Origin of the sequence: Streptomyces sp. NPDC051907 (assembly GCF_040681075.1) — a bacterium.
In the GTDB taxonomy this organism is placed as follows: Bacteria; Actinomycetota; Actinomycetes; order Streptomycetales; family Streptomycetaceae; genus Streptomyces.
In genome coordinates, this window is record NZ_JBFAYB010000085.1 from 14088 (window position 1) to 37947 (window position 23860).

General features: G+C 71.6%; 21 protein-coding genes and 1 pseudogene. 8 read left to right on the forward strand and 14 right to left on the reverse strand.

Translation table 11 applies throughout. The features are described 5' to 3' along the window. The first annotated feature begins 133 nt into the window (after nucleotides 1–133). Nucleotides 134–1174, forward strand: a complete 1041-nt coding sequence (locus AB0M39_RS32015) for a LacI family DNA-binding transcriptional regulator (protein ID WP_365369925.1) — start codon at nucleotides 134–136, stop codon at nucleotides 1172–1174. Between the two features lie 49 nt (nucleotides 1175–1223). Here the strand turns inward: AB0M39_RS32015 and AB0M39_RS32020 are convergent, their stop codons facing one another. From AB0M39_RS32020 to AB0M39_RS32030, 3 genes are all read right to left on the reverse strand, one after another. Continuing rightward, the gene (locus AB0M39_RS32020; protein WP_365369927.1) at nucleotides 1224–2105 is read right to left on the reverse strand and encodes an oxygenase MpaB family protein; all 882 of its coding nucleotides are present in this window, start codon (nucleotides 2103–2105) and stop codon (nucleotides 1224–1226) included. Between the two features lie 253 nt (nucleotides 2106–2358). Continuing rightward, nucleotides 2359–3258 carry an ion transporter gene (locus AB0M39_RS32025; RefSeq protein WP_365369929.1) on the reverse strand — a complete coding sequence of 300 codons (900 nt, stop codon included), beginning with the start codon at nucleotides 3256–3258 and terminating at the stop codon, nucleotides 2359–2361. A gap of 339 nt (nucleotides 3259–3597) precedes the next feature. Beyond that, nucleotides 3598–4092, reverse strand: a complete 495-nt coding sequence (locus tag AB0M39_RS32030; protein WP_365369931.1) for a hypothetical protein — start codon at nucleotides 4090–4092, stop codon at nucleotides 3598–3600. A gap of 172 nt (nucleotides 4093–4264) precedes the next feature. Here AB0M39_RS32030 and sph point away from each other — a divergent pair, with 172 nt between their 5' ends. Together sph and AB0M39_RS32040 are read left to right on the forward strand one after the other, a co-directional pair. Beyond that, nucleotides 4265–5281, forward strand: coding sequence for a sphingomyelin phosphodiesterase (gene sph / locus AB0M39_RS32035; RefSeq protein WP_365369933.1), 1017 nt, complete (start codon nucleotides 4265–4267; stop codon nucleotides 5279–5281). A 452-nt stretch (nucleotides 5282–5733) separates the two neighbouring features. Continuing rightward, complete coding sequence (locus tag AB0M39_RS32040) at nucleotides 5734–6816, forward strand: S1 family peptidase (protein ID WP_365369935.1); 1083 nt, start codon at nucleotides 5734–5736, stop codon at nucleotides 6814–6816. A gap of 139 nt (nucleotides 6817–6955) precedes the next feature. On the opposite strand, the gene AB0M39_RS32045 is transcribed toward AB0M39_RS32040, so the two are convergent. After that, nucleotides 6956–7558, reverse strand: a complete 603-nt coding sequence (locus AB0M39_RS32045) for a DUF4352 domain-containing protein (protein ID WP_365369937.1) — start codon at nucleotides 7556–7558, stop codon at nucleotides 6956–6958. A 96-nt stretch (nucleotides 7559–7654) separates the two neighbouring features. Continuing rightward, on the reverse strand, nucleotides 7655–8134 hold the full coding sequence (locus tag AB0M39_RS32050; protein ID WP_365369939.1) for a macro domain-containing protein: 480 nt from the start codon (nucleotides 8132–8134) through the stop codon (nucleotides 7655–7657). 164 nt (nucleotides 8135–8298) lie between these two features. On the opposite strand from AB0M39_RS32050, the pseudogene AB0M39_RS32055 reads away from it, so the two are divergent. After that, nucleotides 8299–9018, forward strand: a pseudogene (locus AB0M39_RS32055) (MerR family transcriptional regulator); the annotation flags it as partial. A 378-nt stretch (nucleotides 9019–9396) separates the two neighbouring features. On the opposite strand, the gene AB0M39_RS32060 reads toward AB0M39_RS32055, so the two are convergent. The 5 genes from AB0M39_RS32060 to AB0M39_RS32080 form a co-directional block, all read right to left on the reverse strand. Continuing rightward, nucleotides 9397–11574: a 3-hydroxyacyl-CoA dehydrogenase NAD-binding domain-containing protein gene (locus tag AB0M39_RS32060; RefSeq protein WP_365369941.1), complete on the reverse strand. Its 2178-nt coding sequence runs from the start codon at nucleotides 11572–11574 to the stop codon at nucleotides 9397–9399. Between the two features lie 108 nt (nucleotides 11575–11682). Next, the gene (locus tag AB0M39_RS32065) at nucleotides 11683–12897 is read right to left on the reverse strand and encodes an acetyl-CoA C-acetyltransferase (protein ID WP_365369943.1); all 1215 of its coding nucleotides are present in this window, start codon (nucleotides 12895–12897) and stop codon (nucleotides 11683–11685) included. 106 nt (nucleotides 12898–13003) lie between these two features. Beyond that, nucleotides 13004–14146 (reverse strand): acyl-CoA dehydrogenase family protein, encoded by a 1143-nt coding sequence (locus AB0M39_RS32070; protein ID WP_365369945.1) that lies wholly within the window; start codon nucleotides 14144–14146, stop codon nucleotides 13004–13006. Next, nucleotides 14143–15276 (reverse strand): CaiB/BaiF CoA-transferase family protein, encoded by a 1134-nt coding sequence (locus tag AB0M39_RS32075; RefSeq protein WP_365369947.1) that lies wholly within the window; start codon nucleotides 15274–15276, stop codon nucleotides 14143–14145. Before AB0M39_RS32075 ends, AB0M39_RS32070 begins: the two co-directional genes overlap by 4 nt. A gap of 238 nt (nucleotides 15277–15514) precedes the next feature. Further along, nucleotides 15515–15898, reverse strand: a complete 384-nt coding sequence (locus AB0M39_RS32080; protein WP_365369949.1) for an MmcQ/YjbR family DNA-binding protein — start codon at nucleotides 15896–15898, stop codon at nucleotides 15515–15517. 87 nt (nucleotides 15899–15985) lie between these two features. Between AB0M39_RS32080 and AB0M39_RS32085 the strand changes: the two genes are divergently transcribed. Then, nucleotides 15986–17176 carry a saccharopine dehydrogenase NADP-binding domain-containing protein gene (locus AB0M39_RS32085; protein WP_365369951.1) on the forward strand — a complete coding sequence of 397 codons (1191 nt, stop codon included), beginning with the start codon at nucleotides 15986–15988 and terminating at the stop codon, nucleotides 17174–17176. Between the two features lie 26 nt (nucleotides 17177–17202). Here AB0M39_RS32085 and AB0M39_RS32090 read toward each other — a convergent pair whose 3' ends face one another. The 3 genes from AB0M39_RS32090 to AB0M39_RS32100 all read right to left on the reverse strand — a co-directional run bounded on the left by AB0M39_RS32090 (nucleotide 17203) and on the right by AB0M39_RS32100 (nucleotide 19577). Then, nucleotides 17203–18030, reverse strand: coding sequence for a tyrosinase family protein (locus AB0M39_RS32090; protein WP_365369953.1), 828 nt, complete (start codon nucleotides 18028–18030; stop codon nucleotides 17203–17205). A 33-nt stretch (nucleotides 18031–18063) separates the two neighbouring features. Beyond that, entirely contained in the window at nucleotides 18064–18459 is a 396-nt protein-coding gene (locus AB0M39_RS32095) for a tyrosinase cofactor (protein WP_365369955.1), read from the reverse strand. A 413-nt stretch (nucleotides 18460–18872) separates the two neighbouring features. Beyond that, entirely contained in the window at nucleotides 18873–19577 is a 705-nt protein-coding gene (locus tag AB0M39_RS32100) for an endonuclease V (protein ID WP_365369957.1), read from the reverse strand. An 85-nt stretch (nucleotides 19578–19662) separates the two neighbouring features. Between AB0M39_RS32100 and AB0M39_RS32105 the strand changes: the two genes are divergently transcribed. Next, nucleotides 19663–19962, forward strand: a complete 300-nt coding sequence (locus tag AB0M39_RS32105) for a YciI family protein (RefSeq protein WP_365369959.1) — start codon at nucleotides 19663–19665, stop codon at nucleotides 19960–19962. Nucleotides 19963–19974: 12 nt separating this feature from the next. Here the strand turns inward: AB0M39_RS32105 and AB0M39_RS32110 are convergent, their stop codons facing one another. Next, nucleotides 19975–21075, reverse strand: coding sequence for an oxidoreductase (locus AB0M39_RS32110; RefSeq protein WP_365369961.1), 1101 nt, complete (start codon nucleotides 21073–21075; stop codon nucleotides 19975–19977). 270 nt (nucleotides 21076–21345) lie between these two features. On the opposite strand from AB0M39_RS32110, the gene AB0M39_RS32115 reads away from it, so the two are divergent. After that, nucleotides 21346–21762 (forward strand): SsgA family sporulation/cell division regulator, encoded by a 417-nt coding sequence (locus tag AB0M39_RS32115; protein WP_365369963.1) that lies wholly within the window; start codon nucleotides 21346–21348, stop codon nucleotides 21760–21762. 275 nt (nucleotides 21763–22037) lie between these two features. Next, on the forward strand, nucleotides 22038–23681 hold the full coding sequence (locus tag AB0M39_RS32120; protein ID WP_365369965.1) for an ABC-F family ATP-binding cassette domain-containing protein: 1644 nt from the start codon (nucleotides 22038–22040) through the stop codon (nucleotides 23679–23681). Nucleotides 23682–23860 lie beyond the last annotated feature (179 nt).

The window sequence follows — 23860 nt, forward strand, 5'->3', positions numbered from 1 at the left end:
CCGTCGTCCCACAGGGGCGGCGGCGCTTTCCGCTGGTCGCCTGAGCAGCGCGAGAGCGCTCTCTGAGGGGTGTGCCCGGCCCCGATACCCTGTATCCGCAGCAGCTCACGCCGTCAGACGAGGAGCGCCAGCCTTGCCCGAGCAGACCACCGGGGCCCGCCCCACGCTGGAAGCCGTCGCCGCCCGCGCCGGCGTCTCCCGGGCCACGGCCTCCCGGGTCGTCAACGGCGGCGCGGGCGTGCGCCCGCCGCTGGTCGACAAGGTGCGCCGGGCGGTCGAGGAGCTCGGATACGTACCGAACCACGCGGCCCGCACGCTGGTCACCCGCCGCAACGGCGCCGTCGCCGTGATCATCGCCGAGCCCGAGTTCAGGATCTTCTCCGACCCCTTCTTCGAACAGCAGGTCCGGGGCATCAGCCGTGAACTGACGGCGAACGACTCCCAGTTGGTGCTGCTCTGGGTGGAGGGGCCGGGCGACTACGACCGGATCGCGCGCTATCTCGGCGGCGGCCACGTCGACGGCGCGCTGGCCTTCTCCCTGCACACCGACGACGAACTCCCCTCCATCATCCGCCGGGTCGAGGTACCGACGGTCTTCGGCGGCAGGCCGGGCTGGCCGGGCGCGGCCTCGGAACAGGCCGTCACGTACGTCGACTGCGACAACCGCGGCGGCGCCCGCGACGCCGTACGCCACCTGGTCTCGCTCGGCCGCGAACGCATCGCGCACATCGCCGGTCCGCGCGACCAGACCTCCGCGCAGGACCGGATCGACGGCTACCGCGATGTGCTGCCGCCCCCCGATCCGGAGCTGGTCTGCCAGGGCGACTTCACCGCGGAGAGCGGGGCGCGGGCCATGGCCGAGCTGCTGGAGCGCCGCCCCGACGTCGACGCCGTCTTCGCCGCCAACGACCTGATGGCCTCGGGGGCGCTGCGGACGCTGCGCGCGGCGGGGCGGCGGGTGCCGCAGGACGTGGCGCTGGTGGGCTTCGACGACATGGCATCGGTCGTGGAGGCGACCGATCCCCCGCTGACGACGATCCGTCAGGACATCGAGGGCATGGGCCGGTTGATGGTCCGGCTGCTGATGCGGATGCTGCACGAGAGCGGCCCGGACGCCTCGCCGCCGGGACCGGTGATCACCGCGACCACGCTGGTGCGGCGGGCCTCCGCCTGAGCGGCGCGTGCTCGGCGGCTCGCCCCGGACCTGCGCTGCCCTGCCCGGCTCAGCGCGCTCGGCGGTGCGGCGAGACCCCCGCAGCCCTGGCGGCGCGGCGCGCCTCGCGGGCGAGCGGAAGGTAGCGCAGCCGCTCGGGGAGCACGGGAACGACGAGCCGTACGACCGCGCAGAACCGGCGCAGCGTCCGCTCCTGCTCGTCCGTCCACTCCAGGCCGATGGCTGCTCGGGCGTCCGGCGGCATCAGCCCGATGGTCATGAAGCGGCGGAAGCGCGCGAGGCGGGGCAGCAGCACCGGCCACAGCAGACGCAGCAGCAGCCGCAGCGCCGGCGGCCCATAGGACGGCGCCGGCACGGGCGCGTCCACGTCGACCAGTTCGCGGACGACGACGGTCGCCTCGATCTCGTCGGCGAGCACCTTGCGGTAGTACGGCCAGAACTCCTCGATGGTCTGCGGCATGTCCCGGTCGTGGATCCCGAGTATCCGGCCGACCTGGAGCCACTCCGCGTACAGCTTCCGCTCCTGCGCCTTCGTCAGCGGGCGCACCAGATAGCGGGTCGCGTGCTGGTAGACGGGGAAGCCGGTGGCGTGGACCCAGGAGTAGTAGGCGGGGCTGAGCGCGTGGTAGCGGCGGCCGTGGGCGTCGGCGCCCTGGATCGTCCGGTGCAGCTCGCGGAGCCTGCGGCCCTCCTCGGCCGCGGCCTCTCCGCCGTACACCCACAGCTGGAGCGAGCGCAGCGAGCGCTCTCCGCGGCCCCAGGGGTCGGTGCGGAACACGGAGTGCTCGTCGACGCCCGCGCCGACGGCGGGGTGCGCGACCTGGAGGGTAAGGGCGGCGGGCAGCATCAGCAGCGCCCGGACGTCGCCCGCGAGGCTCCACAGCACTCCGCCCGGCGGAGGCGGCACGGGATCTGCTGCGGCCCTGCTCATCGGTGCGCTCCCAGGAGTAGGCAGGCGCGGCGCTCGCGCTCGGTGTCTCGAGTCCATTATGCGATCGGAAGATCGCCGACCGCGTCCGGGGACGGCGCGAGGGCCCTCCCGGCGGCTTGGGGGAACGTCCTGGCCCCGGCGGCGACCCGCCACGACCCGCGGCGGTCCGCTCCCGGCCGGCTGCCTGCCCTGCTCTGCTCGGCCCGGTGTGAGCGGGCGCCGCCCCGCTCAGAAGCCGAGCCGCTGCCTGCCGCTACGGACCCTGCTGGGCGTCCGCCTTCTCGGGCTGCGCGGGCACCAGCGTCAGCAGCCGCTCCAGGTCGTCGAGTCCCTCGCGGGCCGCCGCGATCCGCTCCCGGAGCTCCCTCGCGGACGCGACGGCCGGATCCGCCGGCGGCCGGGGCGACTTGCGGCGCGCGTCCAGCGCGCGAGCCTGCTCCAGCGAGTCGATCACCACGCCGATCAGCAGGTTGACCATGAGGAACGAGCTGAGCAGCACATACGAAGCGTAGTAGACGATCGACCAGGGCGAGATCTGCAGCCCGGCGTGGACCGCGTCGCCGAGTCCGTCGAGCGTCATCAGCACGAAGAGCGTGAGCGCCGCGCGCCCGAGCGAGCCGTAGTGCTCGGGGTCGTCGGCGGCGAAGCAGGCCCAGCCGAGCATCGCGTACATGTACAGCAGCAAGGCGCCGACCAGCAGAAAGCTCACGGCGCCGGGAACGCTCTTGCCGATCGCCGTGAGAATGATGCGCAGTTGGGGCAGGAAGCGCGCCGTGCGCACGACCCGGGCCATCCGCAGCAACCGCAGCACGGTGGTGTTCTCGCTGAGGAACGGAAGGAATGCGCAGCCCACGACCACCATGTCGAAGAGGTTCCAGGGATTGCGGAAGAAGGCCCCGGGACGGTCCGCGTGAGAAGCGGCGCGCAACAGGATCTCGACCGTGAACAGGCCCAGGAGCACGTGTTCCAGGAGTTTCAGGTGCGCCTCCCAGCGGTCGGCGAAGCCGGCGTACGTCTCCACTCCCAGAAGCGTCGCGTTGACGGCGATGGCGCAGACGGCCGCCGCGGAGAACCATTCCGCCTCGGTCCACAGGCGGGCCCGCCGCGCCAGTTCGCCCCGTCGGTCGCGCGCGGCTTTGGTGTAGAGACTCATTCCATTCCCCACCTGGTATGTATTCCTGATGTGCGTCGTCTCGGCTGTGAACTCACCGGCTTTGCGCACGCATATCCGTTCGGTATGCGGCGTACACCCATGAGTTCGACAAGATCACCCATAGGGGGACGGTTACGCACACATGCTCGACTGCTCGGCGTTCTCCGGACCGGGAATACGGAAGGCCGAAGGCTGCCGGTGGCGGCCTTCGGCCTGGTGAACTGCTGGACTGTTGAACTGCTGGACTGTTGAACTGCTGGGCTGGTGAACCGTCGACCTAGCGGGCCGGCGGACCGACTGGCGGACTGACTGGCTGTCGGTGACGGACTGGCGTCGACGTCAGTCCGTGGCGCGCGAGCGCTGCACCGACGCCCCCGTCGGCTCCCCGAGGATGCGCTCGGCGAGCTCGCGCGCCCAGGTCTCCAGATCCGGCTGCAACTCCCCGCCGGCTGCGACCCGTTCGGCCTCGATCGCCGCACGACCGGAGACGAGGATCCGCTCGCGCTCGCGCATCCCCTCCTCCCGGGCCTGCGCGATCAGCCGCGTGCCCTCCTCGTAGGCCTGCTGGCGCGTGTGGGCGGCGTCGTGGCGGGCCGCGGCCAGCACGGCGTCGTGCTCGTTCCGCACGTCAGCGGCCTGGTCGAGGACCTGCTCGGCCTCCACCGCGACGCCGTGGACCTTCTGATCGCGCTGGACCAGGACGCGGTTGATGCGGGGCAGCAGCCGCTTGGCAAGCACGAGGTAGACGATCGAGAAAGCCACCCACGCGATGATGAGTCCCCACCCGGTGGGGTTGAGCGGGCCGATGTCCATCGGAATCAATTGATCGTTCATAGCGCATAACTTACCTCCCCAAAGAGGTACAGAAGGACACGCGCTTCGTCGGAGTTAGTCCGATCGTTCGACTGCGGAGAGAAAGTCGCCTCCCGGCCATTACCAGGAGGTAACTCTGGCTGATTTGATATGCCGCGCCAGTCCCAACCCCCCACCAGAAACGGGAGTTCCTGTGCCGCACTCCGCGCTCCGCCGCATACCGGGCGCAGCCCTGTCCACCGCACTCGCCGCCGCGCTGCTCGCCGCCGCCGCTCCGGCGCAGGCGGACGCCCAGACGCAGACGGACGCTCAGACGCAGGCCGCGGCCGCGACGCCGAGCCTGAAGGTGCTGTCGTACAACGCCTTCCTCTTCAGCAAGACGCTGTACCCCAACTGGGGCCAGGACCACCGGGCCGCGGCCATCCCCGCGACCTCGTTCTTCCAGGGCAACGACGTCGTGGTCCTCCAGGAGGCCTTCGACAACTCCTCGTCGGAGGCCCTCAAGCAGAAGGCCGCCGCCCAGTACCCGTACCAGACGCCGGTGATGGGGCGGAGCAAGGACGGCTGGGACGCGACGGGCGGCTCGTACTCGTCCGCCACCCCCGAGGACGGCGGGGTCACGGTCCTCAGCAAGTGGCCGATCGTGCGCAAGGAGCAGTACGTCTACAAGGACGCCTGCGGCGCCGACTGGTGGTCCAACAAGGGCTTCGTCTACACCGTGCTCAACGTCAACGGCGCCAAGGTCCACGTCGTCGGCACGCACGCCCAGTCGACCGACCCCGGCTGCGGCGCGGGAGAGGCCGCGCAGATGCGCAGCCGCCAGTTCAAGGCGATGGACGCGTTCCTGGACGCCAAGAACATCCCCGCGTCCGAGCAGGTCGTCGTCGCCGGCGACTTCAACGTCGACTCGCGGACGCCGGAGTACGCCTCGATGCTCGCCGACGGCGGCTTCGTCGGCGCGGACGCGCGCACCGGCCACTCGTACTCCTTCGACACGGACCAGAACTCCATCGCCTCCGATCGCTACCCGGACGACCCGCGCGAGGACCTCGACTACGTCCTGCACCGCGCCGGCCACGCCAAGCCGGCCAACTGGACCAACGAGGTGATCAAGGAGCAGAGCGCCCCCTGGTCGGTCTCCAGCTGGGGCAAGACGTACACGTACACCAACCTCTCCGACCACTACCCCGTCATCGCCTCGGCGCGGTAGTCGCACACCCTTCGCAGCTGGCCAGGACCGCTTTCGGCAGTGACGGCCGCGCGAGGGGTTCGGTGTGTCGCGGTGGCGGCCATGACGGGTCCGGGGCCCGTCCATGGTCGCCACCGCCGTGTCCGCCGCCAGGGTCGCCAGGGCCATCACCGCCACCTCCGTCACAGCCGTACCCGCCGTCCCCGCATCCCGAGCCCGCCCGGCATGGGCCATTCAGCGGGACGCGACAGGCGGGTGCGCGCGACGCTCGCGATGATGGCGACGATCCGTCAGTTCCCGTGAACGGATGCGCCGCCCTGGCCCTCGTACGGCCTTCAGCTGCCCCCGCTCACGGCCCCACAGCCTTGCCGACATGACGGGGACATGCCACATTATGGGCGCGGACTGGTCCAGTCCAAATAGCTCCTCGGCAATCCCCCCCACAGCGGACCCGTACGAAGGAGAAGCCCCCCATGAGACGCACGCTCCGCGCGCGCATCTGCCTTTCCGTACTCATCGCACTTCCGGCCGTCGGACTCGGCTCCGGCACGGCCGCAGCCGCCGACCCCGACGCCGTCGCCTCCCCCGAGCCCGTGCCGGGAGTCTCGGCCTCCGCCGCCCAGTACTCCCAGCACTCTGCCCTCGACGCCGCACTCGGCGACCGCACCGCCGGCTCGTATCTCGACGCCAAGAGCGGCGCGCTGGTCGTGACCGTCACCGACGAGGAAGCCGCCGACCAGGTGCGCGCCGCCGGCGCACAGGCCAAGCTGGTCGAGCGCGGCGCCGCACAGCTCGAAGCCGCCATGGCCGCCCTGGAAGCCAAGGCGAAGTTCGCCGGCACCTCGTGGGGCGTCGACCCCAGCACCAATCAGATCGCCGTCGAGGCCGACCAGTCGGTCTCCGCGAGCTCGATGGCGCGACTGAACAAGGTGGCCGCGAGCCTGGGCGACAGCGTGCGGATCACGCGGGTGCCCGGCGTCTTCACCAAGGAGGTGGCCGGCGGCGACGCGATCTACGGCGGCGGCTTCCGCTGCTCGGCGGCCTTCAACGTCGCCCAGGGCGCGGCCCGGTTCTTCGTGACGGCCGGCCACTGCACCAACGCGGCCGCCAGCTGGTCGGCCACGTCCGGCGGCCCGTCCATCGGGACCCGCGTGGGCACCAGCTTCCCGACCAACGACTACGGCATCGTCCGGTACAGCGGCGGCGCCCAGCCCGCCGGGAACGTCAACCTCTACAACGGCGGGTACCAGGACATCACCTCGGCGGCGGACGCCATCGTCGGCCAGGCTCTGAAGAAGAGCGGCTCCACGACCAGGGTGACCAGCGGGTCCGTCACGGCCGTCAACGTCACCGTGAACTATGGCGACGGACCGGTCTACAACATGGTCCGCACCACCGCGTGCTCCGCCGGTGGCGACAGCGGCGGCGCGCACTTCGCGGGCTCGGTGGCCCTGGGCATCCACTCCGGCAGCTCGGGCTGCTCGGGCACGAACGGCTCGGCCATCCACCAGCCGGTGAGGGAGGCGCTCAGCGCGTACGGCGTGAACGTGTACTAGCCCGACGCATCCGACGCGTTCTTCTGAGCACCCCCGCACTGAGCCCGTGCTGAACCCGTGCTGAGCAGAGGTCAGGGGCGCGCCCTCGACGGGGCACGCCCCTGACGCCGCCGAGCCGTGTCAGGACGCGGCCTCAGGACTACTTCGGCATCTTGACGGTGAACGACGGGTCGGACCCGATGCCGTCGTGGTAGCTGACCGTCCCGCCGCGGCGGACGACGTCCAGGACGACGCCGCCGGTCGCCGACTGACCGGGCTTGTACACCGCGTCGACTTGCTGGCCTTCGACGGTCTCCAGCGTGGTCGCGTCCTGCGCGGCGGTCTCGGCGTCCTCCCACTGCATCATTCCGTACGGCCTGAACGCCCCGGGCTTGTCGCCCACGTTCTTGATCGTGAGCGTGAGGACGACGAACTGGCCCTCCGGCTCGTTCGTCGTGCCCACATCGGCGGGCGTCGCGTACTTCACGCTCTTGACCGTGACCTGCATCTTCGTCTTCTTGGAGTCGTCCTCGCCGTCGACGGCCGTGAAGGCGCCTGTCTGTCCCACGCTCAGCGCCTTGGCGCCGGCGGCGACCGGAGACGGCCTCTCCCCGGGCGTCTCGGCGGCGGCTGCCGGAGCCCCCGGCTCGGCGGCCCCGGCCGCGTCCTTCTCCTCGGGACCGGAACTGCAGCCGGTGACGAGCGCGGACGCGACGACGAGCCCTGCCATGGAAGCGGCGGCCCTGCGAGCGAACGAGTTCATGGTGCCCCCCAGTTGTGCAGTGACCTCCCCGGTCACACGGCGCTCAGCGTATGACACAGGCCCCAGCGAAGCCCAGGGCAGCCGCCGGGAAGCGGCTCAGTCCCCGTAGTCGTACACCGTCACCGCGATCCCCCGGGCCGTCAGCCGCTCGGCTATCAGGGGCTCCACGCGCGACCACTTCCCTCCGGCCAGCCCGCAGCCGATCCGGGGCATATGGACGGACGCGCCCAGCTCGACGGCCTTGTCGGCGAGCGCGCCGAGCGCCGTGTCGATCGCTTCGTACCGCACGGGCACGCCCTTGCTGCCGGTCCGCATGCCCCGCTGGCCGACCATGTTCGCCACCCAGAGACAGGGCCCGACCTGGACGAACTGCACGGCCCCCAGGCCGAAGCCGCCGCCCGCCCGCTCGCGGCGCCAGCGGCGGTACGCGGCTTCCGGCTCCGGCCAGCGGCGCGATATCGCCAGCACGAAGCCCTTCCCCCAGCCGCCGAGGTCGTTGCAGACATGGGAGATGATCTTGACGCCCTTGCCCTGCGGCGCGGTGGCGTCCCCGCGCACATATGCGATCCCCGTCATGAGCCCAGCGTACGAGGGGCCTCTGACAACGGGTCATCGGAGATATCGGCGGGCCCGGGAGGGTTTCACAACACTGGTGAGACAGCAATACTGTTGCACCGCGCTGCGGCACGGGCGGCACACACGGCACGGACCGTACGGGAAGTGGAAGCGAGGCTCTATAGATGGCGACGGAGACCGAGGAGCCGACGCTCACCGTCGACGAGCTGGCCGCGCGCGCCGGGGTGACCGTGCGCACCATCCGCTTCTACAGCACCCGCGGGCTGCTGCCCCCGCCCGTGATCGGACCGCGCCGGGTCGGCCACTACGGTCACGGTCATCTCTCCCGGCTGGCCCTCATCGAGGAGCTCCAGCACCAGGGGATGACGCTCGCCGCCATCGAGCGCTACCTGGAGCAGCTGCCCACCGATCTGAGCGCCCACGATCTGGCGATCCACCGCGCGCTGGTCGCCTCCTGGTCGCCGGACTCGCCAGCGGAGGATGCGACCCGGGCGGAGCTGGAGCGCCGGGCGGGCCGCGCCCTGAGCGAGCAGGACATCGACCGGCTGGCCGCCATGGGCGTCGTGGAGCGCGGGGAGCAGGAGCAGGCGTACCGGCTGGACCCGGGACTGCTGCGGCTCGGGGTGCAGCTGCTGGACGTGCCGATCGCGCACGAGACGATCCTGGCGGCCCGCACGGTCCTGCTGGAGCACACTCGCTCGGCGGCGCACGAGCTCACCCGGCTGTTCCGGGACGAGGTGTGGAATCCGTACCGGGAGCGGGAGTCGGACCCGGAGCATGTGGCGGCCATGAAGTCGCTGTCGGCGCATATGCAGCCCATGGTGGTGCAGGCGCTGGTGACGGCGTTCCAGCGGTCGCTGAAGGCGGAGCTGCGGGCGGCGTTCGGCAGGGCGAGCGACGACGCGAACGGCACCGAGGACACCGCTGCCACCGACGACACTCAAGCGTCGCAGGAGTCATGCACGTCGCACGAGCCTCACGGGTCGCGCGGAGCGCGGCCGCGCTCCGCGCGCCCGGCGGACGAGACCCCGTAGGCCCAGCCCCGCCGCACCGCCCGCGCGGCCACCCGAAGAATCCCAGCCGCTGCCGCCGTCCCGGGGCCGCGCGGGACTCTCCCACTCGGCCCGCTCTCACCCACCGTCCGCAGCCCACCGTCCGTAGCCCGACGGACACGAGCCCGACGGACGTGAGCCCGAACGGACGCAGGGGCGCTCGCGCCGCCCGGCACGAGCGCCCCTGCGGTCACCGCAGCTGAGCCTCGCTCAGGACGCGTCCGTGAAGACCTCGCCCCTCTCGGCCTTCTCGACCAGCAGCGCCGGCGGCTGGAAACGCTCGCCATAGCGCTCGGCGAGCTGGCGGGCGCGCGCCACGAAGCCCGGGAGCCCGCCCTCGTACCCGTTGATGTACTGGAGCACGCCGCCCGTCCACGCCGGGAAGCCGATGCCCATGATGGAGCCGATGTTGGCGTCGGCGACCGACGTCAGCACGTTCTCCTCCAGACAGCGGACCGTGTCCAGCGCCTCGGAGAAGAGCATCCGCTCCTTCATGTCCTCGAAGGGCACGTCCACGCCGGGCTGGGCGAAGTGCTCCCGCAGACCGGGCCACAGGCCGGCGCGCCTGCCGTCCTCGCCGTACTCGTAGAAGCCCGCTCCGCCGCTGCGGCCCGGGCGGCCGAACTCGTCGACCATCCGGTCGATCACCGCGTCCGACGGGTGTCCGGCCCATGTGCCGCCCGCCTCCTCGACCGCGCGCTTCGTCTCGTTGCGGATCTTGCGCGGCAGGGTGAGGGTCAGCTCGTCCATCAGCGAGAGCACCTTGGCGGGGTAGCCGGCCTGTGCGGCGGCCTGTTCGACGGAGGCGGGCTCGACGCCCTCGCCGACCATGGCGACGCCCTCGTTGATGAACTGGCCGATGACGCGCGAGGTGAAGAAGCCGCGCGAGTCGTTGACGACGATCGGCGTCTTGTTGATCTGGCGGACCAGGTCGAACGCGCGGGCCAGCGCCTCGTCCCCGGTGCGCTCGCCCTTGATGATCTCGACGAGGGGCATCTTGTCGACGGGCGAGAAGAAGTGCAGCCCGATGAAGTCGACCGGCCGGTCGACGCCTTCGGCGAGCGCGGTGATCGGCAGGGTCGAGGTGTTGGAGCAGAGCAGCGCGTCCGGCTCGACGACGCTCTGGATCTCCTGGAACACCTTGTGCTTGAGGGCGGTGTCCTCGAAGACGGCCTCGATCACCGCGTCGCAGCCCGCGAGGTCGGCCGGCTCGGCGGTCGGCGTGATGCGCGCGAGCAGCGCGTCCCGCTTGGCCTCGGTCGTACGGCCCCGGGAGAGCGCCTTGTCGAGCAGCTTCTCGGAGTACGCCTTGCCCTTCTCGGCGGCGTCCAGCGTCACGTCCTTGAGGACGACCTCCATGCCGGCGCGGGCGCAGGAGTACGCGATGCCCGCGCCCATCATGCCCGCGCCGAGGACGGCGACCTTGCGCACGGTGCGCGGCTCGACGCCGCTGGGGCGGTTGGCGCCGGAGTTGACGGCCTGGAGGTCGAAGAAGAACGCCTGGATCATGTTCTTGGCGATCTGACCGGTGACCAGCTCGGTGAAGTAGCGCGCCTCGATGACCTGCGCGGTCTCGAAGTCGACCTGCGAGCCCTCGACCGCCGCGGCGAGGATGTTGCGCGGCGCGGGGTAGGGGGCGCCGGCGGTCTGCTTCTTCAGATTCGCGGGGAAGGCGGGCAGGTTGGCGGCGAAGCGGGGGTTGGACGGGGTGCCGCCGGGGATCTTGTAGCCCTTGACGTCCCAGGGCTGCTGCGACTCCGGGTTGGCGTCGATGAAGGCGCGCGCCTTGGCGAGCATCTCCTCGGGGGTGGCGGCCACCTCGTGGACGAGGCCGTTCTCCAGGGCGCGCTGCGGGCTGTACTGGGTGCCCTGGAGCAGGACCTTGAGCAGCGCGTCGGCGATGCCCATGAGCCGTACGGTGCGGGTGACGCCGCCGCCCGCCGGGAGCAGGCCGAGGGTGACCTCGGGCAGGCCGATCTTGGAGCCGGGCGCGTCGAGGGCGATGCGGTGGTGGCAGGCGAGGGCGATCTCGTAGCCGCCGCCCAGCGCCGCGCCGTTGACGGCGGCGACGACGGGCTTGCCGAGGGTCTCGATGCGGCGCAGCGCGCGCTTGATGGCCATGCCCGCCTCGAAGGCGCTCTCGGCGTCCTCGGGGCCGGCCTTGATCATGTCCTTGAGGTCGCCGCCGGCGAAGAAGGTCTTCTTGGCGGAGGTGAAGACGATGCCCCGGATGGAGTCCTTCTCGGCCTCGGCGCGGTCGGCGACGGCCGCGATGGACTCCTTGAAGGCCTGGTTCATGGTGTTGGCGGACTGGTTGGGGTCGTCCAGGACGAGGGTGACGACGCCGGTGTCGTCCTGTTCCCAGCGGATGGTGGTGCTCGTGGTCATGGCGAGATCTCCAGATGAGTCTGAGGGGGCGCTGTGTCTGCGGCGGTGAGGGGGCGCGGGGGCCCGGCGATGGTCGCCGGTCCCGCGCTCGACGTCGTACGCACCGCGTTACAGGCGCTCCACCACGGTCGCGATGCCCATGCCGCCGCCCACGCACAGCGTGGCCAGGCCGTACCGCTTGTCCTGGCGCTCCAGTTCGTCGATCAGCGTGCCGAGGATCATCGCGCCGGTCGCGCCGAGCGGGTGGCCCATGGCGATCGCGCCGCCGTTGACGTTGATCTTGTCGAGCGACAGGCCCATGTCCTTGGCGAAGCGCAGGACGACGCCCGCGAACGCCTCGTTGATCTCGACCAGGTCGATGTCGTCGATCGTCAGGCCCGCCTTGCCGAGCGCCTTGCGGGTGGCCGGCGCGGGGCCGGTCAGCATGATCGTCGGCTCGGAGCCGGAGACCGCGACCGAGACGATCCGGGCGCGCGGGGTCAGTCCGTAGCGCTCCCCCACCGCCTTGGAGCCGATCGCGACGAGCGCCGCGCCGTCCACGATGCCGGAGGAGTTGCCCGCGTGGTGGACGTGGTCGATCTGCTCCACCCAGTGGTACTTCTGCAGCGCCACCGCGTCGAAGCCGCCCATCTCGCCGATGCCGGCGAACGAGGGCTTCAGCGCGGCGAGGCTGTCCGCCGTGGTGCCGGGGCGCATGTGCTCGTCGTGGTCGAGGACGACCAGGCCGTTGCGGTCGACGACGGGGACGACGGACCGGTCGAAGCGGCCGTCCTTCCAGGCCGCGGCGGCGCGCTCCTGGGAGAGCGCCGCGAACTCGTCGACGTCGCGCCGGGAGTAGCCCTCGAGCGTGGCGATGAGGTCGGCGCCGATGCCCTGCGGCACGAACCCGGTGTCGTAGTTGGTCATCGGGTCGGCGAACCAGGCGCCGCCGTCGGAGGCCATCGGCACCCGCGACATCGACTCGACGCCGCCGGCCAGCACCAGGTCCTCCCAGCCGGAGCGGACCTTCATCGCGGCCATGTTGACCGCCTCGAGGCCGGAGGCACAGAAGCGGTTCTCCTGGACGCCGGCGACGGTGTCGGGCAGCCCGGCGGCGATGGCGGAGATCCGGGCGATGTCGGAGCCCTGGTCGCCGACCGGGCCGACGACGCCGAGCACGATGTCGTCGATCGCGGCCGGGTCGAGGCCGGGGAACCGGTTGCGGATCTCGTGGATCAGCCCGACGACCAGGTCGATGGGCTTGGTGCCGTGCAGAGCGCCATTGGCCTTGCCGCGCCCGCGCGGGGTGCGGATCGCGTCGTACACATACGCTTCGGTACTCAAGACAGCAGCCTTTCGAGGGTTACGTGAGGGTTGCGCGGCGAGGGGTCGCGCTGGGCGGCCGGGCCTTACGGAGGTCGGGCCGGGGTCGTCGTCGGGCGCCCCGCCGTCAGGAGAGGATCGAGCGGCCGATGATCTCCTTCATGATCTCGGTGGTGCCTCCGTAGATCGTCTGGATGCGGCCGTCCGTGAACGCCTTGGCCACCCGGTACTCGGTCATATAGCCGTAGCCGCCGTGCAGTTGCAGGCAGCGGTCCGCCACGCGCTTCTGGAGCTCGGTGGCCCACCACTTGGCCATCGAGGCATGGACGGCGTCGAGCTCTCCGGCCGAGTGGTCCACGATGCAGCGGTCGAGGAACGTGCGGGTGACGGCGCACTCCGTCGCCATCTCCGCGATCTCGAAGCGGATGTGCTGGAGCTTGGAGAGCGGCCGCCCGAAGGCCTCGCGCTCCTTGACGTACTGGGTGGTGATCTCCAGCAGATGCTCGGCGGCGGCGATGCCGGCGACCGCGATGCCCATCCGCTCCTGGGCGAGGTTGGTCATCAGATGGACGAAGGCGCCGTCGAGCTCGCCGAGCAGGTTCTCCTTGGGGACGCGTACGTCGTGGAAGAACAGCTCCGCCGTGTCCTGGGACTTCTGGCCGATCTTGTCGAGGTTGCGGCCGCGCTCGAAGCCCTCCATGCCCCGCTCGACGACGAGCAGCGAGAGCCCCCTGGCCCCGCCCTCGGGGGTGGTCTTCGCTACGACGATCACCAGGTCGGCGAGGATGCCGTTGGAGATGAAGGTCTTGGAGCCGTTGAGCACCCAGTGGTCGCCGCGGTCCTCGGCCGAGGTGCGGATGCCCTGGAGGTCGGAGCCGGCGCCCGGCTCGGTCATCGCTATGGCGGTGATGATCTCGCCGCTGCAGAAGCCGGGCAGCCAGCGGCGCTTCTGCTCGTCGGTGGCGAGCGAGGTCAGATACGGGCCGATGATGTCGTTGTGCAGCCCCAGTGCCAGCCCGGCCGCGCCCGCCCTGGTGAACTCCTCGGCCAGCACCGCGCTATAGCGGAAGTCGGGCTCCGCGCCGCCGCCGTACTCCTCGGGGACGGCGAGGCCCAGCAGCCCCTGCCTGCCGGCGGCCAGCCAGGCGTCCCGGCTGACGATGCCGTCCTTCTCCCACTGCTCGTAGTGCGGCAGGACCTCCTTGGCGAGGAAGGTGCGGACGGTCTCGCGGAACGCGTCGTGCTCCGGCGTGAAGATCTGGCGCTTCAACGGTCGTCCTCCTTGGTGAGCCCGGGCACGTCCCAGTCGCGGGCGATCTCGGCGGTGTCCGCGCCCGGCTGGGCGGGCGGGCGGCGTACGGCGACGGGGGTGGCGGAGAAGCGGGGCGCCGGGGCCGGCTGGGTGAGGCCGCCGTGCTCGACGAAGGTCGCGCGAGCGGCGAGGTGCGGGTGGGCGGGCGCCTCCCGGAGCGAGAGCACCGGGGCCACACAGGCGTCCGAGCCCTCGAAGACGGCGGTCCACTCCTGGCGGGTCTTCGTCTTGAAGCGTGCGGCGACGGCGTCGCGCAGCTCGTCCCAGCGGGCGAAGTCCTTGCGGGCGGGCGCCTCGTCGGCGATGCCGAGCAGAGCGATGAACTCGTTGTAGAACTGCTGCTCCAGCGCGCCGACCGCCATGTACTGCCCGTCGGCCGTCTCATAGGAGCCGTAGAAGGGGCAGCCGCCGTCCAGCAGGTTCGCCCCGCGCCGGTCCTGCCAGCCGCCGGCCGCCATCATGCCGTGGATCATGGTGGCGAGGTGGGCGGCGCCGTCGACGATCGCCGCGTCCACGACCTGCCCGGTCCCGCCCTCGCCGCGGGCGTGCTGGAGCGCCGCGAGCACGCCGACGACCAGGTAGAGCGAGCCGCCCGCGTAGTCGCCGACGAGGTTGGCCGGGACCGTGGGCGGCTCGTCGGCCTTGCCGATCATGCCGAGGGTTCCGGTGACGGCGATGTACGCGATGTCGTGCCCGGCGCGCTGGGCGAGCGGCCCGTCCTGGCCCCAGCCGGTCATGCGTCCGTATACGAGCTGCGGATTGCGCGCGTGGCACTGCTCGGGGCCCACGCCGAGCCGCTCGGCGACGCCGGGGCGGTAGCCCTCGATCAGGATGTCGGCGCGTTCGACCAGGTCAAGCACCTGGCCCGGGCCGTCGTCGGCCTTGAGGTCGATCAGCACCGAGCGCTTGTTGCGGTTGGTGAGGTCGTACGCGGGGTCGATGGCCAGGCCCGCGCCGCCGGGTCTGTCGATCCGCACGACGTCGGCGCCGAGATCCGCCAGGAGCATGGCGGCGAACGGGCCGGGCCCGATGCCCGCCAGCTCGACCACGCGGACCCCGGCGAGCGGGCCGTTCCCTGTCGCTGCCATCAAGCCCCCAGCACTGTGACACAACTGATGTAACACCAGCGATGGTAAGAACACGTTCCACTCGGCACAAGGCTTTCAGGCGAGCAAGCGCTTAGATTTCTCGCTACCGCCCGCTCGGCCCCGTCACGGGTCGTCCGAACGGGTGGAAACCGCGCACCGGGGTGCGCGGCCGGCTCGCTCCCGGCGCCCGGCCTGCGCCGCGCCGAGGACCATGATCGGCGCCTGCCGGGCACGCCGGTCAGCCGGCGTCGAGCTCCGCGATCAGCTTCTTCGTGGCGATCACCCGGTAGCTCTCCTCCACCCAGTCGCACAGCAGCTCGGCCGAGGGCGCGCCCTTCTCGGCCAGCGGGATGGACACCCAGCCCGCCTTGCCCAGGCCGTACCCCGAGGGCTCCGCGCCGGGCGAGGACAGGGCGTGGGCGTGGACCGACTCGTCCTTCAGCTTGACGCCGACGCCCGGCGGATAGCTGCCGTCGTCGACCCCGAGGAAGACGAAGATCTTCTTGTTGACCTTGATCACGGTCTCGCCCCAGGGGTACTCCTCCACCGCGCCGGGCAGCGTGAGGGCGAACTCCCTCACCTTTTCCCTCTTTTTCAGGACGCCCTTCGGTACTGCGGCCATGCCCGCCTCCCTGCTCGCACGCTCATCCGCGCCCCACGCTAGCCTCGGCTGCCGACAACGGCGCGCGACAGACGGCGGAGGAGTTCGATGAGCAGCAGGAACGGGACGGATCGCCCCTACGACATCGTGCTCTTCGGGGCCACGGGGTTCGTCGGGGCGCTCACCGCGGAGTACCTCGCACGGCACGCCCCCGCCGACTGCCGCTGGGCGGTCGCGGGCCGCAGCCGCGAGAAGCTGGAGCGGCTGCGCGAGCGCCTCGCCGCCGTCGATCCGCGGTGCGCCTCGCTCCCCCTGGTCCAGGCGGACGCGGACGACCCGGCTGCGCTGCGCGAACTCGCCGAGTCCGCCCGTGTGGTGGCCACCACGGTCGGCCCCTACGTCTCGTACGGCGAGGAGCTGGTCGCGGCCTGCGCGGAGGCGGGCACGGACTATCTGGATCTGACCGGCGAGCCCGAGTTCGTCGATCTGACCTATGTGCGCCATGACGCGCGGGCCCGCGAGACGGGCGCGCGGCTCGTGCACGCCTGCGGCTTCGACTCGATCCCCTACGACCTGGGCGTGTACTTCACCGTCCAGCAGCTGCCCAAGGACGTGCCGCTGCGGGTCGACGGCTTCGTCCGCTCCAATGCGATGTTCTCCGGCGGAACGCTCGCCTCCGTGGTCACCGCGATGGGCCGCGGGCCGCAGACGCTGCGCGCGGCTCGCGACCGCCGGCTGCACGAGCCGCGCCTGGTGGGGCGCCGGGCCCGCGCTCCGATCGGCAGCCCCCGGTTCAGCAGGGAGACCGGGGCGTGGGCGCTGCCGCTGCCCACCCTGGACCCGAGGATCGTGTCCCGGTCGGCGGCGGCGCTCGCGCGGTACGGCCCGGACTTCCGCTACCGCAACTACGCGTCGCTCAAGCGGCTCCCGATGGCGCTCGGCGCTGTGGCGGCCGTCGGCGCGGGGGTCGCGGCGACCCAGATCCCGGCCGTCCGGCGGTGGCTGACGGCCCGTTATGAGCCGGGGCGGGGGCCGAGCCCCGAGCGCCGCGCGAAGAGCTGGTTCTCGGTGCGCTTCGTCGGCGAGGGCGGCGGCCGCCGGGTGTTCACCGAGGTCTCGGGCGGCGACCCCGGGTACGACGAGACGGCGAAGATGTTCGCCGAGTCGGCGCTCGCCCTCGCCTTCGACGCGCTGCCCCCGACGTCGGGGCAGGTGACCACGGCCGTCGCGATGGGCGACGCGCTGCTGGAGCGGCTGCGGACGGCCGGGATCGCCTTCAGGGTCGCGGACTCCCGCTGACGCGGGGGTCCGGGACCGCGGGCCGGCTAGGCGGCCGCGTCGTAGGTGTAGTGCTTGGTGTGGTCGAGCATGTCGGCGGGCGTCACGTCGTTCCAGGGGCGCATGACGTCGTTCAGGTCCACGACGTTCGGCGTGCCCGCGGCCGGGAGGTACGGCGAGCTGGGGTGCCGCTTCTGCCAGTCGGCCCACAGCTTGTCGATGAAGGCGTGGTGCATCCAGAAGACCGGGTCGTTCGGGGAGGCGCCGGTGGCCATCTGGCCGCCGACCCAGACGTGCACGCGGTTGTGGAGGTTGACGCCGCGCCAGCCTTCGAGGTGGTTGCGGAAGCCGTCCGAGGCGCTGTTCCAGGGGGCGGCGTCGTAGGTCGTCATCGCGAGGACCGAGTCGACCTCCGCGCGGGTGGGCAGAGCGCGCGTGCCGGAGCCGAGGGCGCGGCGCAGGAAGCTGCGGCCGTCGACGCGTATGGTGACCGGCCAGTTGCCGCCGCCGGAGGCGAACGGGCCGTCCATCACCTGGCCGTCCCTGCTGCGGCCGTTGCCGCCGAGGAAGTCGGGGGCCCACAGGGAGGAGGCGGCGGTGCGGTCGACCGTCCAGTCCCAGTAGGGGATGGCGACGGTGGGGTCCACGCTCTGCAGCGCCTGCTCGAACTGTATGAGGAACCGGCGGTGCCACGGCAGGAACGACGGCGAGCGGTGGCCGACCCGGTCCGCGGTGTCGGTGTCGCTCATGATGAAGCCGTTGTGGGTGGTGACGAACGCGTCGTACTGGCCATTGCGCTTGAGGGCCAGCACGGCGTCGACGAATCGCTTCTTCTCAGCGGCCGTCAGGCTCGCCTGGTTCTTGCGTACGGTCATGGAAGTGCTCCAGGTTCAAGGTGGGGTGCGGACTCAGACGTCGAGCGGGACCAGGGAGGCGCCCTGGAGCTCGACCACGGCGGCGCGGGCCACGGCGCGGGGCGTGGCGAACGTCTCGTAGTGGTTGACGACGCTGATCCAGGTGCCGTCGGCGTTCTGCATCACATGCAGGTCCTTGCCGTCGATCTGCACGGAGTAGCCGCCGTGGTGTCCGCCCCCGTGGTGTCCGCCGCCGTGCGAGGGCGCGCCCGTGATACGGCGGCCCTGATAGGTCTCGTCGAACGGCTGCGGGCCCCCGTGGTGGCCCCAGTGCTTCGGCTCGGCGTCGGCGTCGCCCGGCTGGGCCGCCTGCGCGACTCCGGTGATCGCGAGGCCGACGAGGGCCGTCGCTCCGGCGCCCAGGGCGCGACGGCGGGTGAGTTGAGACATGGAGAAACCCCCAGGTGTGGCAGTGATTCGGTGCGCTCGGGCCGACGGGCCCGCGAGCGCGCGGCACTGACAGCCCGTCATCGGCATGCGCTCCGGCCCGGTCATGACCGTGATGCTCGATGCGGCTGTCGTGATCCCATGACTACAGCCCGTGCGGCCCCGACACGAAGTCGTCGGGGGGCGGTTGACCGCTATACGGACATGTCGAGGCGCGAAGTGCAGAGTTGAACGAAATTGATCTTGCTGTTGCGGCAGCGCCGGACGCGTAAATCCGAAACTCTTGCGGTGAATGTGTCAGGCGTGTGAAGAATTTATTGCCAGTCGTGGCATGGAGTGGCGGCCCTCACGCCGGAAAGATGTCCGAATACCGCACAGAAGCAGGCCAGTTGGGGACTCGTGCCCGACCCGCCCGGCTATGCTCCGCCCTGCTCGACCGCCTCCCGCAGCGCCGCGCGGCACAGCGCGTCAGCGGCTCGGGTGGTCTGCGGGATGCGGAAGTCGGGCGCCAGCGCGAGGGTGTGCGCGCACGCCCGCTCCAGGTCCACCCGGTGGCCCACGGAGACGAAGACCGGCTTGACGCCGTCCTGGGTGCGCAGCGCCCGTCCGACCTCCTCGCCGTCGTCGGCGACCAGCGGCGCGAAGTCCCCGCGCCGCGGGCCGAGTCCGTCGTAGGAGAAGACGAAGGGGTTCTTGGCGACGCCGACGACCGGCAGCCCGGTCAGCACCCCGAGATGGGCGGCGAGCCCGAAGCGGCGGGGGTGCGCCCGGCCGTAGCCGTCGCAGACGACCAGCCCCGGGTCCGCGGAGAGGGACTCCAGCGCGGCCATGACCGTCGGGATCTCCCGGAAGGCGAGCAGCCCCGGCACATAGGGGAAGGCCACCCGGCCGACCGCGGTCGCCTGCTCGACGACCGAGAGCGTCGCGGCGTCCAGCACCACGGCCGCCGCGGCGACCAGGTCGCGCTCGTCGTCGTAGGCGACGTCGACGCCCGTGACCAGGCCGGCGCCGGGGACGGGCCCCACCTCGTCCAGCACGACACGGCTGCGCAGTTCGTCCTGGACGGCCAGGGCCGCGCTCTCGTCGGCGGGCCAGTCCGCGGGCGTCTCGATGATCTTCATGGTGCCGCCCACCCTACGACCCGCGCGTCCCGCGCCTGAGGAGAGTCCGGATCGCGGGCAGGGCCCGTGACGTAGCCTGGCGATCATGTTCGTACTCGAATTGACCTACACCGCTCCCCTCGAGCAGGTGGAAGAGCTGCTCGACGCGCATGTGGAGTGGCTGGACGCGCTGTACGAGGAGGGCGTCTTCATCGCCTCCGGCCGCAAGAACCCCCGTGACGGCGGGGTCATCCTGGCCGTCGGGGACGACCGCGAGCGCATCGAGAACATCGCCGCGACCGACCCCTTCGTCATCGGCGAGGTGTGCGCGTACCGGATCACGGAGTTCATCGCGACGAAGACATCGCCGGAGCTCGCCCCGTACCGGCAGCAGCTGCCCTCCTAGCGCTCGCGCGCCTCAGAACTCCAGCCGCGCGACCCTGCCCTTCTCGCCCGACGCCCAGCAGCCGACGTCGGGAGCGCAGTCCACGGTGTCGTACGAACCGCTGTCCACGGTCCGCCAGCTGCGGCCGCCGTCCACCGTCAGATCCGTGCCGGTCGGGCCGACCGCGAGCGCGGCCGACCTGCTGTGCGGCAGCCAGGCGACCCCCGAGCGGTAGGCGGGGGGAGGCGTCGTGGACGGCCGCCAGCTGCGGCCGCCGTCCGCGCTGACCGCCCCGGCGTTCGGCGACGCCTGGTCGCCGCGGTAGTCGCCGCCGACCGCGATGCCGTGCGCGCGGTCCCGGAAGGCGAGCGCGAACACCCCGCGGGCCGGGTCCCCGGCCGGGATGGTCGACTCGGCGACGGTCCAGGTCAGTCCCCGGTCGGCGGAGTGCAGCACCCGCGCGCTCGAACCCCCGCCGGTGGCCAGCCACACGTCCTTGCGCCCGGCGCTCACCAGGCACTGACCGCTCGCGGCGAAGCCCGCCTCGCCGGGCAGCGCGGCCGGCATGCCGTCGTTCGGCAGCACCTTCCACGTCCGGCCGCCGTCGCCGGTGGACAGGATGCGGTACTTGCCGTCCACCGGGTCGCTCATCGCGAGGCCGTGGCGGCTGTCGAAGAAGGTGATGCAGTCGTAGAACGCCTTCGGGTCGGTGTTGCGGAAGGACTCGGTCCACGTCGCCCCGCCGTCCTCGGTCCTGAAGACCCGGGACGCCTCTCCCTCTCCGATGGCCAGCACCACGGCCCGGCGGCCGTCGAACGCCTCGACGTCGCGGAACTCCAGCTCCCGCGCCCCCGGCGGCGACACGTCCCGCCAGGTGCGGCCGCCGTCCGCCGTCCGCAGCACCGTGCCCTTGGAGCCCGCGACCCAGGCGGTCTTGCGGCTGACCGCCGCGAGCCCCCGGAAACGCACCTCCGCGCCGGTCTCCTTCAGGCTCCAGTGCGGCCCCTCGCCTCGGCCCCCGTCATGCCCGCCCTTCCCCTGCGCGGCCTGCGCCGGCGCGGCCAGCACGGCGGCGACCGCCGCCGCGCACAGCCCCACCGACACCGCTCGTCTCGTCTTCCCCATGGACGTCATGGCGCTGGAAGCTAGCCCACCGGCCGGACCCCGTCCAGGGTGCGATCCGCGCCGTGCGTCCCTCCCCTGAGCCCCTGTCTCCTCCCGGTCTTCGGCCTGGACCTCGCGGACACGCAGGGTGACGGACGTGGGACATACGGAGAACGTCGAGGGCGGCAGACGATCAGTGATGCAGGTCACTCGCCCCTCCGATGCACGAAAGCGCTCGATCCGCCGTCTCTCCCGTTGTCAGCGAGACCTCGGCGATCCGCGCATGAAGGAGCAAGGGCCTTGTCCACCGTCATCGAGCAGGCCGTGCAGGCCCGTCTGGTCGCCTCGGCGCCCCAGATGGAGACCGTGCCCGCCACTCTGCGTTACGACCGTGCGGACCCCTTCGCCGTGCGCATGGCCTTCCCGCCGCCCGCCACGCTGGAGGGCACGGAGGTGTCCTGGGCGTTCTCCCGTGAGCTGCTGGCCGCCGGCGTGGACGGCCCCGCCGGGGTCGGAGACGTACGCGTCAGGCCGTTCGGCTACGACCGCACGGTGCTCGAGTTCCACGCTCCCGAGGGCATCGCGATGGTGCACATCCGCACCAGCGAGCTGCGCAGATTCCTCAAGCGCGCCCTGGGCCTGGTGCCCAGCGGCCGCGAGCACCTCTACCTCGACCTCGACCACAATCTGGCCGAGCTGCTGCGCGACGCGTGCTGAGGACGGATTAATTCGTTGACAGGGCCTCAGGGCCCCTCCTACGTTGTACAACGAACCTGTTGTCGCCGATTGGAGTAGGACGTTGCTCGTCTGAGGTCTTGAGACACCGTGCCGCACAGCCACTGTCTGTGCGCGCGCTCGCGTGCGACCTCGACGTCTGATGCCGTCCTGCCCGACCGGGGCCTTCTTCTGTATCCCCCGCCGCCGGCTGTCGCCCGCGTCCTCGGTGTCTCCACCCGTTGCCCTCGTACCTTCCACGCAACCGGGAGACCCGTATGTCAACCTTCCCCTCGCACCACATCACCTGCACCTCCCTCTCCTTCGCCTGGCCGGACGGCACCGGCGTCTTCGACGGCTTCCAGCTCGCGGTCGGCCCAGGCCGAACCGGGCTCATCGGCCTCAACGGCTCCGGAAAGTCAACGCTGTTGCGGCTGATGGCCGGCGACCTCGCCCCGTCCGAGGGCGCGGTGCGCACCTGGGGCGAGGTCGGATACCTGCCGCAGGACCTGGTCCTCGACACCGCCCTGCGCGTGGACGAGGTACTGGGCATCGCCGCACAGCGCAAGGCGCTGCACGCCATCGAGGCGGGCGATCCGAGCGAGGAGCACTTCACGGCCGTCGGCGACGACTGGGACGTGGAGGAGCGGGCGCACGCCACGCTCGACCAGCTCGGCCTCGGCCACATCGGCCTCGACCGCACCATCGGCGAGGTGTCCGGCGGCGAGGGCGTGCTGCTCCGGCTGGCCGCGCTGCTGCTCGCCAGGCCCGAGGTGCTGCTGCTCGACGAGCCGACCAACAACCTCGATCTGTACGCCCGCAGGCGGCTGTACGACACCGTCTCCGCCTGGTCCGGCGTGCTGGTCGTGGTCAGCCACGACCGTGAACTGCTGGAGCTGGTCGACCAGATCGCCGATCTACGCGACGGGGAGGTCCGATGGTACGGCGGCGGCTACTCCGCGTACGAGGACGCGCTCGCCGTCGAACAGGAGGCCGCGGAGCGCATGGTGCGCGTCGCGGAGGCCGACGTGCAGCGGCAGAAGCGCGAACTGGAGGACGCCCAGGTCAAATTGGCCCGCCGCAAACGGTACGGCCAGAAGATGTGGGACTCCAAGCGCGAGCCGAAGATCGTCATGGGCGCGCGCAAGCGTGCGGCCCAGGAGTCGGCGGGCAAGCACCGCATCATGCACACCGAGAAGCTCGCCGAGGCGAAGGAGCGGCTGGACGAGGCGGCGGAGGCGGTGCGCGACGACGACGAGATCCGTGTCGAGCTGCCCTTCACCAAGGTCCATCCGGGCCGGGCCGTGCTGCGGCTGAGCGGGCTGCGCATGAAGTACGGGCCCGAGGTGAAGGGCGAGTTCGAGATCCGCGGCCCCGAGCGGATCGCGCTGATCGGGCGCAACGGCGCGGGCAAGACGACGCTGCTGCGCACGATCAGCGGCGAGCTCGACCCCGTGGCGGGCGAGGCGACGGCCGAGGTGCCGCTGCGCTTCCTGCCGCAGCGGCTCGACGTCCTGGACGACGATCTGAGCGTGGTGGAGAACGTGGCGCGGTTCGCGCCGGAGGCGACGAACAACCGGATCAGGGCGCGGCTCGCCCGCTTCCTCTTCCGGGGCGCACGCGCCGACCAACTCGCCGGCACGCTCTCGGGCGGCGAACGCTTCCGCGCGGCCCTCGCCGCCCTCCTCCTCGCCGAGCCGGCGCCCCAGCTGCTGATGCTCGACGAGCCGACGAACAACCTGGACATGGCGAGCGTCCGGAAGCTGACGGCGGCGCTCGACGCGTACGAGGGAGCACTGATCGTGGCCAGCCACGACATGCCGTTCCTTGAGTCGATCGGCATCACCCGCTGGCTGCTCCTGGACGACACGCTCCACACGCTGCCGGCGCCACCGATGCAGTCGGATCTTGCCGGCGACTGAGCCCCATCCGCCCCGCGCCCCCGATGGGGGGCGCGGGGCGCACATCAGGCCCCGGCGCGCACATCCAGCCCGCCGGCGTTTGAGAGCAGCGGCGAGGAGGGGAGGAAGTGGATCACCGATCTGCCCGGCCTGGCCTCGGAATTCCTGGAGCGCTGGGAACTGCGGCGGGACGGCGAAAG

Bases quoted from the DNA above. Each gene is read 5' to 3' on its own strand.
- AB0M39_RS32020 (WP_365369927.1), bottom strand. From the start codon at position 2,105: ATGAGCAGGGCCGCAGCAGATCCCGTGCCGCCTCCGCCGGGCGGAGTG.
- AB0M39_RS32025 (WP_365369929.1), bottom strand. From the start codon at position 3,258: ATGAGTCTCTACACCAAAGCCGCGCGCGACCGACGGGGCGAACTGGCG.
- AB0M39_RS32030 (WP_365369931.1), bottom strand. From the start codon at position 4,092: ATGAACGATCAATTGATTCCGATGGACATCGGCCCGCTCAACCCCACC.
- AB0M39_RS32040 (WP_365369935.1), top strand. From the start codon at position 5,734: ATGAGACGCACGCTCCGCGCGCGCATCTGCCTTTCCGTACTCATCGCA.
- AB0M39_RS32045 (WP_365369937.1), bottom strand. From the start codon at position 7,558: ATGAACTCGTTCGCTCGCAGGGCCGCCGCTTCCATGGCAGGGCTCGTC.
- AB0M39_RS32050 (WP_365369939.1), bottom strand. From the start codon at position 8,134: ATGACGGGGATCGCATATGTGCGCGGGGACGCCACCGCGCCGCAGGGC.
- AB0M39_RS32060 (WP_365369941.1), bottom strand. From the start codon at position 11,574: ATGACCACGAGCACCACCATCCGCTGGGAACAGGACGACACCGGCGTC.
- AB0M39_RS32075 (WP_365369947.1), bottom strand. From the start codon at position 15,276: ATGGCAGCGACAGGGAACGGCCCGCTCGCCGGGGTCCGCGTGGTCGAG.
- AB0M39_RS32080 (WP_365369949.1), bottom strand. From the start codon at position 15,898: ATGGCCGCAGTACCGAAGGGCGTCCTGAAAAAGAGGGAAAAGGTGAGG.
- AB0M39_RS32085 (WP_365369951.1), top strand. From the start codon at position 15,986: ATGAGCAGCAGGAACGGGACGGATCGCCCCTACGACATCGTGCTCTTC.
- AB0M39_RS32090 (WP_365369953.1), bottom strand. From the start codon at position 18,030: ATGACCGTACGCAAGAACCAGGCGAGCCTGACGGCCGCTGAGAAGAAG.
- AB0M39_RS32095 (WP_365369955.1), bottom strand. From the start codon at position 18,459: ATGTCTCAACTCACCCGCCGTCGCGCCCTGGGCGCCGGAGCGACGGCC.
- AB0M39_RS32100 (WP_365369957.1), bottom strand. From the start codon at position 19,577: ATGAAGATCATCGAGACGCCCGCGGACTGGCCCGCCGACGAGAGCGCG.
- AB0M39_RS32105 (WP_365369959.1), top strand. From the start codon at position 19,663: ATGTTCGTACTCGAATTGACCTACACCGCTCCCCTCGAGCAGGTGGAA.
- AB0M39_RS32110 (WP_365369961.1), bottom strand. From the start codon at position 21,075: ATGACGTCCATGGGGAAGACGAGACGAGCGGTGTCGGTGGGGCTGTGC.
- AB0M39_RS32120 (WP_365369965.1), top strand. From the start codon at position 22,038: ATGTCAACCTTCCCCTCGCACCACATCACCTGCACCTCCCTCTCCTTC.